The following is a 6,523-nucleotide window of genomic DNA, read 5'->3' on the forward strand; positions in this document are numbered from 1 at the left end:
CCGGTCGGATCGGTAGCTGATTGAATTCAGTATCCCCTGGTGAGAGCCTTCGCCGGTTCTTCCCCGTTGCCGCTCCGCGCACGCCTTGGAGGTCGTGACCTTGCCCACCCTGTGGTCCACGCCGTCGCAGTGGGACCTGCTGCCGCCCGTGCTGCTCGCGCTCGTCCTCAGCGTCGCCATCGGCCTCGAGCGCGAAGCCGGCATGAAGGCCGCCGGCCTGCGCACGCACGCCCTGGTCGGCGTCGGCTCGGCCGTGTTCATGCTCGTCTCGAAGTACGGCTTCGCCGACCTGCTCGGCCTCGACCACGTCTCGCTCGACCCGTCCCGGATCGCGGCGCAGATCGTGTCCGGCATCGGCTTCGTCGGCGGCGGCCTCATCTTCGTCCGCCGCGACGCGGTGCGCGGGCTGACCACGGCGGCGACGATCTGGCTCACCGCCGCCGTCGGCACCGCGTGCGGCGCGGGGCTGCCGGTGCTCGCGGTGGGCACGACGATCGGGCACTTCGTCGTGACGCGCGGGCTGCCACCGCTGCAGCGGTTCGTCGCGCGGCACCGGCGGGAGCCACCGGTGGTCCGGCTGAGCTACCTCGACGGGCACGGCGTCCTGCGCGCGGCGCTCGCCGTCTGCACCGGGCGCGGCTGGTCGGTGCACCACGTCGACGTCGACCACGAACCGCTTTCCGAAGAGGGGCAACGGATCGCGGTCGTGACGCTGCGCTTGGAGGGGCGCGGTGATCTCTACGACCTCGCCGGGGAACTGGCCGAACTGCCCGGCGTGCGGAGCACGTCCACCGGCCGCGGGGAACCGTTCGACGAATGATCGCCCGCCCGGGCAGCGCGCGGCGGCGGGTTTGCGGCACACTGGGGTGCACGTGAGATTCCCCGGCACCGCAACGAAAACGCGCGGCCGGGGAGAAACCATCCAATTCGGAGGTGAGGCATGGCCCCCGGCGGTGGCGAGGACGTGGCGCAGACGCAGCCCGGATTCGACCTGGCGTGGCGCGGTTTTCACCGCGCGCAGGTCGCCGAATACGTCGCGTGGGCCGAGGCCGAGCTGAGCAGACTCACCGCCGAGCGCGACGCGGCGTGGCAGCGCGGGGCGGCGCTCGCCGAGGAGAACCGCGAGCTCCGCGTGAAGATCGACCGGATCAGCATGACCCCGATCCCGGCGGACGCGCTGCAGGAGCGCTCCCGCCGGATGATCGAGCTGACCCGCGAGGAAGCGGCGGAAATCACCGCACGGGCAACGGAAACGGCGGAGCGCATCCGCCGCGAGGCCGAGGCGGAGGCCGTCCGGCTGACGGAGCGGGAACGCCGCCTGGTCGCCGAAGCCGAGGCCGAGGCCGAGCGGCGGCGGGCCGAGCACGAGGAGTTCGTGCGCGCGGCCGAGCAGCGCCGCCGCGAGCTCGACGAGGCGGCGGCCCACCGCCGGGCCGAGCGGGAAGAGGACCACACACGGGCCATGACGGTCCGCCGAGCGGACGCCATGCGCGAGCTGGCCGAGCAGGAAGCGGCGGCCCGCGCGAAGGCGGCCCAGCTGGTGACGACCGGCGAGCGTGAGCTGGCCGCCGCGCGGGAGAGGGCCGCGCAGGTGGTCGCGGAGGCGGCCAAGCAGGGCAAGACGCTGATCACGAAGGGCGAAGCGGAACTCGCCGCGGCCCGGGAGAAGGCCGCCGCAGTGGTCGCGGAGGCCACCAGCCAGGCCAAGACCCTCGTCGCCACCGGCGAAGCCGAACTCGCCGCCGCCCGCGACAAGGCCGCCCAGGTAGTCGCGGAAGCCACCGACCAGGGCAAAACCCTCGTCGCCACCGGCGAAAGCGAACTCGCCGCCGCCCGCGACAAGGCCGCCCAGGTAGTCGCGGAAGCCACCGACCAGGGCAAAACCCTCGTCGCCACCGGCGAAGCCGAACTCGCCGCCGCCCGCGACAAGGCCGCCCAGGTGATCGCGGAGGCCACCAGCCAGGCCAAGACCCTCGTCGCCACCGGCGAAAGCGAACTCGCCGCCGCCCGCGACAAGGCCGCCCAGCTGGTCACCGAAGCCGCCAGCCACGGCGAAACCCTCGTCGAGGCGGCCCAGCGCGAGGTCACGGCCCTGCACGAAGTCCGCGACAAGCTCCAAGCGAGCCTGGTGGGCTGCCGCGCCCTGCTGGCCGACGCGGCGGTGGCGCTCGACGAACGTCCGGCCCCGTTCGACCCCGAAGCGACCTTGCCGATGTCGAAGCGCGTGCCGGTCCAGCGGCGGTCCCCGGCGGGCGACCTGGCGGTCGGTTGACGCACGCCGCCTCCGCCGTCCGGCGCGGGCCGGCCGTGGCGGCGGCAGTGGTGACGCTGGCCGCGTCGACGACATTGGCCAACCGGGTGCTGCCCGGCTGGGCGTACCCGCTGTGCGGCCTGCTGGCGGCAGCCGTGCTGGTGGCGCTGGCTCGCGCGGCCGGCTGTTCCTGGCTCGACCTCGGCCTGCGCGGGGTGCGCCGCCCCGCGCTGGCCGGGCTGGCCGGCGCGGCGCTGGTGGCGGCGGTGTTCGGCATCGCGCTCGCGGTGCCCGCGCTGCGCACGGTGTACCACGACGGCCGCGTCGGCGACCCGGACTTCGGTCAGCTGCTGTGGCTGACCTGCGGCCGCATCCTGTTCGGCACCGTCCTGATCGAGGAGGTGGCCTTCCGCGGTGTGCTCCCCGCCCTGTTCGGCGCCGAAGACGAGCGGTGGCGCTGGGGACCGATCCTGGCGTCGGCCGCCCTGTTCGGCCTGTGGCACGCGCTCCCGGCGCTGGCGATCGGCCGCAACGCCGCGGTCCACACGGTGTTCGGCGCCACGCCGGCGGTGGTCCTGCAGGTACTGGCCATGGCCGCGGCAGCCGCGGCGGGGATCTTCCTGCACTGGTGGCGGCACGTGGGCCGAGGCGTCCTGGCGTCGGCGATCGTGCACTTCACGACCAACGCGGGCGGCCTCACGCTCGCCGTCCTGGTCCGCTGACCTACGAGCGCACCAACCGCGCGATCGCGTCCGACGCTTCCCGCACCTTCAGGTCGGCCTCTTCGCCGCCGGCCGCCGCGGCCTGGACCACGCACGTCGCCAGGTGCTCGTCCAGCAGCTCCAGCGAAAACGACTGCAGTGCCTTCGTCGCCGCCGAGACCTGGGTCAGGATGTCGATGCAGTACTTGTCCTGCTCGACCATCCGCTGCAACCCGCGGATCTGCCCCTCGATCCGGCGCAGGCGCTTCAGATAGGCGTCCCGCTCGCTGCCGTAACCCGTCATCGCCCACCTGTCCCCGTCGTCGGCTCTCCTCACCCCGACTATACCCTCCCGGGGTGTCAGCGGAAGCGCCGCAGCCGGAGGCTGTTGCTGACCACGAACGCCGACGAGCAGGCCATCGCCGCCCCCGCGATCATCGGGTCGAGGAAGCCGAGCGCGGCCAGCGGGAGCGCCGCCACGTTGTAGGCGAACGCCCAGAACAGGTTGCCCTTGATCGTGGCCAGCGTGCGGCGGGCCAGCCGGATCGCGTCGGCCGCCGCGCGCAGGTCACCGCGCACCAGCGTCAGGTCGCTCGCCTCGATCGCCGCGTCGGCGCCGGTGCCCATCGCCAGGCCCAGGTCGGCCTGGGCGAGCGCCGCCGCGTCGTTGACGCCGTCGCCGACCATCGCCACCACGTGGCCTTCGGCCTGCAGCCGCTTGACGACGGCGACCTTCTCCTCCGGCAGCACTTCGGCGACGACCTCGTCGATGCCCGCCTCGGCGGCGATCGCCCGCGCCGCGCCGGCGTTGTCGCCGGTCAGCAGCACCGGCTTCAAACCGAGTCCGCGCAGCTCGGCGACGGCTTGCGCCGACGTCGGCTTGATCGTGTCGGCGACGACGAGCCGGCCGCGGACCTCGCCGTCCCAGGCCACACCGACGCCGCCCTCGGCACGCCCGACGCTGACCGTGTGCCCCTCGACCACTCCGGTCACGCCGACGCCCGGCGTGCTGCGGAAGTCCGTGACCGCGGGAAGCGTGCCGAACCGCTGCTTCGCCGCCTCCGCGATGGCGCGGCCGACGGGGTGCTCGGAGGCGGCCTCGACGGCGCCCGCCAGCCGCAGCGCTTCGCCGTCACCCTCGACCAGGGTCATCCGGCCGGTGGTGACGGTGCCGGTCTTGTCCAGGACGACGGTGTCGACGCGGCGGGTGGATTCGAGCACCTCGGGGCCCTTGATGAGGATGCCGAGCTGGGCGCCCCGGCCGGTGCCGACGAGCAGCGCGGTCGGTGTCGCGAGGCCGAGCGCGCACGGGCAGGCGATGATCAGCACCGCGACCGCGGCGGTGAACGCCTGGTCCGGGCGCCCGCCGGTCGCCGACCAGACCACCAGCGTGGCCAGCGCCGCGAGGACGACCAGCGGGACGAACACCGCCGAGACGCGGTCGGCGAGCCGCTGGGCTTCCGCCTTGCCGCTCTGGGCGGCTTCGACGAGCCTCGCCATCTGCGCCAGCCGGGTGTCGTCGCCGACGCGGGTGGCCCGCACGACCAGGCGCCCGCCGGCGTTGACGGTGGCGCCGGTGACCGCGTCCCCCGGCCCGACCTCGACCGGGACGGATTCCCCGGTGAGCATGCTCGTGTCGACCGCGGAGCCGCCTTCGGTGACCACGCCGTCGGTGGCGATCTTCTCCCCGGGCCGGACGAGGAAGAGGTCCGCTTCCCGGAGGTCGGCGACCGGGACCAGGTGCTCCTCGCCGTCGCGGAGCACGGTGACGTCCTTCGCACCGAGGTCCATCAGCGCGCGCAGGGCGGCGCCGGCCCGGCGCTTCGCCCGCGTCTCGAAGTAGCGGCCGGCCAGGATGAAGGTGGTGATCGCCGCGGCCACCTCGAAGTACAGGTGGTGGTGGCCCCCGCCGAAGACGAGGGCGTACAGCGACCAGCCCACGGCAGCGACGACGCCGAGGGAGATCAGCGTGTCCATCGTGGCGGTGGCGTGCCGCAGGTTGACCGCGGCGACGCGGTGGAACGGCCACGCGCCCCAGGTCACGACCGGGGCGGCCAGTGCGAGCGCGACCCACGCCCAGCCCTGGAACTGCCAGGCCGGGACCATCGCGAGCGCGATCAGCGGGACGGTCAGCCCGGCGGAGACGAGCAAACGATTGCGCGGCGTCTCCTCCGGTGGTTTCGGCTCCGGGAGGCGCGCGGAGTAGCCGGCGGCCTCGACGACGGCCTTGAGGTCGTCGACCGACAGCCCGGCCGGGTAGCTGACCTGCGCTTTTTCGGTGGCGTAGTTGACCGTCGCGGTGACGCCGTCGACCTTGTTGAGCTTGCGCTCGACGCGGGCGGCGCAGGACGCACACGTCATCCCGCCGATGGCGAGCTCGACGTCGGCCGGCACCCCGGCGGAGCTCATGCGACCAGGCGGTAGCCGGCCTCGGTCACGGCGGCGGCGACCGCGTCGGTGGTCAGCGGCGTGTCACTGGTCACGGTCACGCGTCCGCTCTCGACGTCGACGTCCACGCTGCGGACGCCGTCGAGCTCGGAGACCTCCTCGCGGACCGAGGTGGCGCAGTGCCCGCAGGTCATGCCCTCGACGGTGTAGGTCGTTTCGGCCATTTCCCGCTCCTTTCGTCACCTTCCTTTATACCCATCGGGGGTAGGGGTTCCGCGCCGGGGGCCGTCAGACTCGCGGCATGCGCAAGCTCTACGCGATCGGGATCGGCGCCGGTGACCCGGAGCACCTGACGGTGCAGGCGATCGACCGCCTCAACCGCGTCGACGTCTTCTTCGTGCTCGAGAAGGGGCCCGAGAAGGCCGACCTGGTGCGGCTGCGGCAGGAGATCCTCGACCGGTTCGTCACGCGCCCGTACCGCGTGGTGCTGGCGGAGGACCCGCCGCGCGACCGCACGCCGGCGGACTACCGGGCCGCGGTCGCCGACTGGCACGCGGCGCGCGCGGAGGTCTACGAGTCGCTGCTCCTGTCGTCGCTGGGGCCGTCCGAGACCGGCGCGTTCCTGGTGTGGGGCGACCCGTCGCTGTACGACAGCACGATCGCGCTGATCGAGGCGGTGCTGGCGCGGGGGAACGTGTCGTTCGAGTACGAAGTGATCCCGGGGATCAGCAGCATCTCGGCCCTGGTGGCCCGCCACCGGACGACGATGAACCAGATCGGCCGGGCGGTCCAGCTCACCACGGGCCGCCGGCTGGCCGACGGCTGGCCATCGGGGGTGGACGACGTGTTCGTCCTCCTCGACGCGCACACGACCTTCGACCGCTACGTCGACGAGGGGCTGCACATCTTCTGGGGTGCCTACGTCGGCACGCCGCACGAGATCCTGCGTTCGGGCCCGCTCACGTCGGCGCTGGCCGAGGAGATCAGGCGTGTGCGGGCGGAGGCGCGGGAACGGCACGGCTGGATCATGGACACGTGCCTGCTGCGCCGGCCGGCGCAGGGTTGAGGAAGGGCCCCGGGAGCGGGGTTTTCGGGCATGCGAAAAGGCCCCGGGAGAACCGTGAGGTTCTCGACCGGGGCCTTCCCTTGGTTAAGTTCGGCGGTGTCCTACTCTCCCACAACC

At 73.3% G+C, this 6,523-nt stretch carries 7 protein-coding genes; 4 read left to right on the forward strand and 3 right to left on the reverse strand.

Annotated features, from left to right (window positions below; all coding sequences use genetic code 11):
- The first annotated feature begins 100 nt into the window (after window positions 1-100).
- From ACWEGE_RS44340 to ACWEGE_RS44350, 3 genes are all read left to right on the forward strand, one after another.
- On the forward strand, window positions 101-820 hold the full coding sequence (locus ACWEGE_RS44340; RefSeq protein WP_449666533.1) for an MgtC/SapB family protein: 720 nt from the start codon (window positions 101-103) through the stop codon (window positions 818-820).
- 120 nt (window positions 821-940) lie between these two features.
- A complete protein-coding gene (locus ACWEGE_RS44345) occupies window positions 941-2,272 on the forward strand; it encodes a M protein (protein ID WP_449666528.1) in 1,332 nt (443 codons plus the stop codon).
- Window positions 2,269-2,973 (forward strand): CPBP family intramembrane glutamic endopeptidase, encoded by a 705-nt coding sequence (locus ACWEGE_RS44350; RefSeq protein ID WP_449666529.1) that lies wholly within the window; start codon window positions 2,269-2,271, stop codon window positions 2,971-2,973. The genes ACWEGE_RS44345 and ACWEGE_RS44350 overlap by 4 nt, the downstream gene beginning before the upstream one ends.
- A 1-nt stretch (window position 2,974) precedes the next feature.
- Here ACWEGE_RS44350 and ACWEGE_RS44355 read toward each other — a convergent pair whose 3' ends face one another.
- Genes ACWEGE_RS44355 through ACWEGE_RS44365 form a run of 3 tightly spaced genes read right to left on the reverse strand, consistent with a single transcriptional unit; the run spans window position 2,975 to window position 5,564 of the window.
- Window positions 2,975-3,256 (reverse strand): metal-sensitive transcriptional regulator, encoded by a 282-nt coding sequence (locus ACWEGE_RS44355; RefSeq protein ID WP_043785431.1) that lies wholly within the window; start codon window positions 3,254-3,256, stop codon window positions 2,975-2,977.
- Between the two features lie 56 nt (window positions 3,257-3,312).
- On the reverse strand, window positions 3,313-5,361 hold the full coding sequence (locus tag ACWEGE_RS44360; protein WP_449666530.1) for a heavy metal translocating P-type ATPase: 2,049 nt from the start codon (window positions 5,359-5,361) through the stop codon (window positions 3,313-3,315).
- The gene (locus ACWEGE_RS44365; protein ID WP_325153889.1) at window positions 5,358-5,564 is read right to left on the reverse strand and encodes a heavy-metal-associated domain-containing protein; all 207 of its coding nucleotides are present in this window, start codon (window positions 5,562-5,564) and stop codon (window positions 5,358-5,360) included. Before ACWEGE_RS44365 ends, ACWEGE_RS44360 begins: the two co-directional genes overlap by 4 nt.
- A gap of 77 nt (window positions 5,565-5,641) precedes the next feature.
- Here ACWEGE_RS44365 and cobF point away from each other — a divergent pair, with 77 nt between their 5' ends.
- Window positions 5,642-6,406, forward strand: coding sequence for a precorrin-6A synthase (deacetylating) (gene cobF / locus ACWEGE_RS44370; protein ID WP_449666531.1), 765 nt, complete (start codon window positions 5,642-5,644; stop codon window positions 6,404-6,406).
- Window positions 6,407-6,523 lie beyond the last annotated feature (117 nt).

The sequence above is a fragment of the Amycolatopsis sp. NPDC004747 genome, from assembly GCF_053601335.1.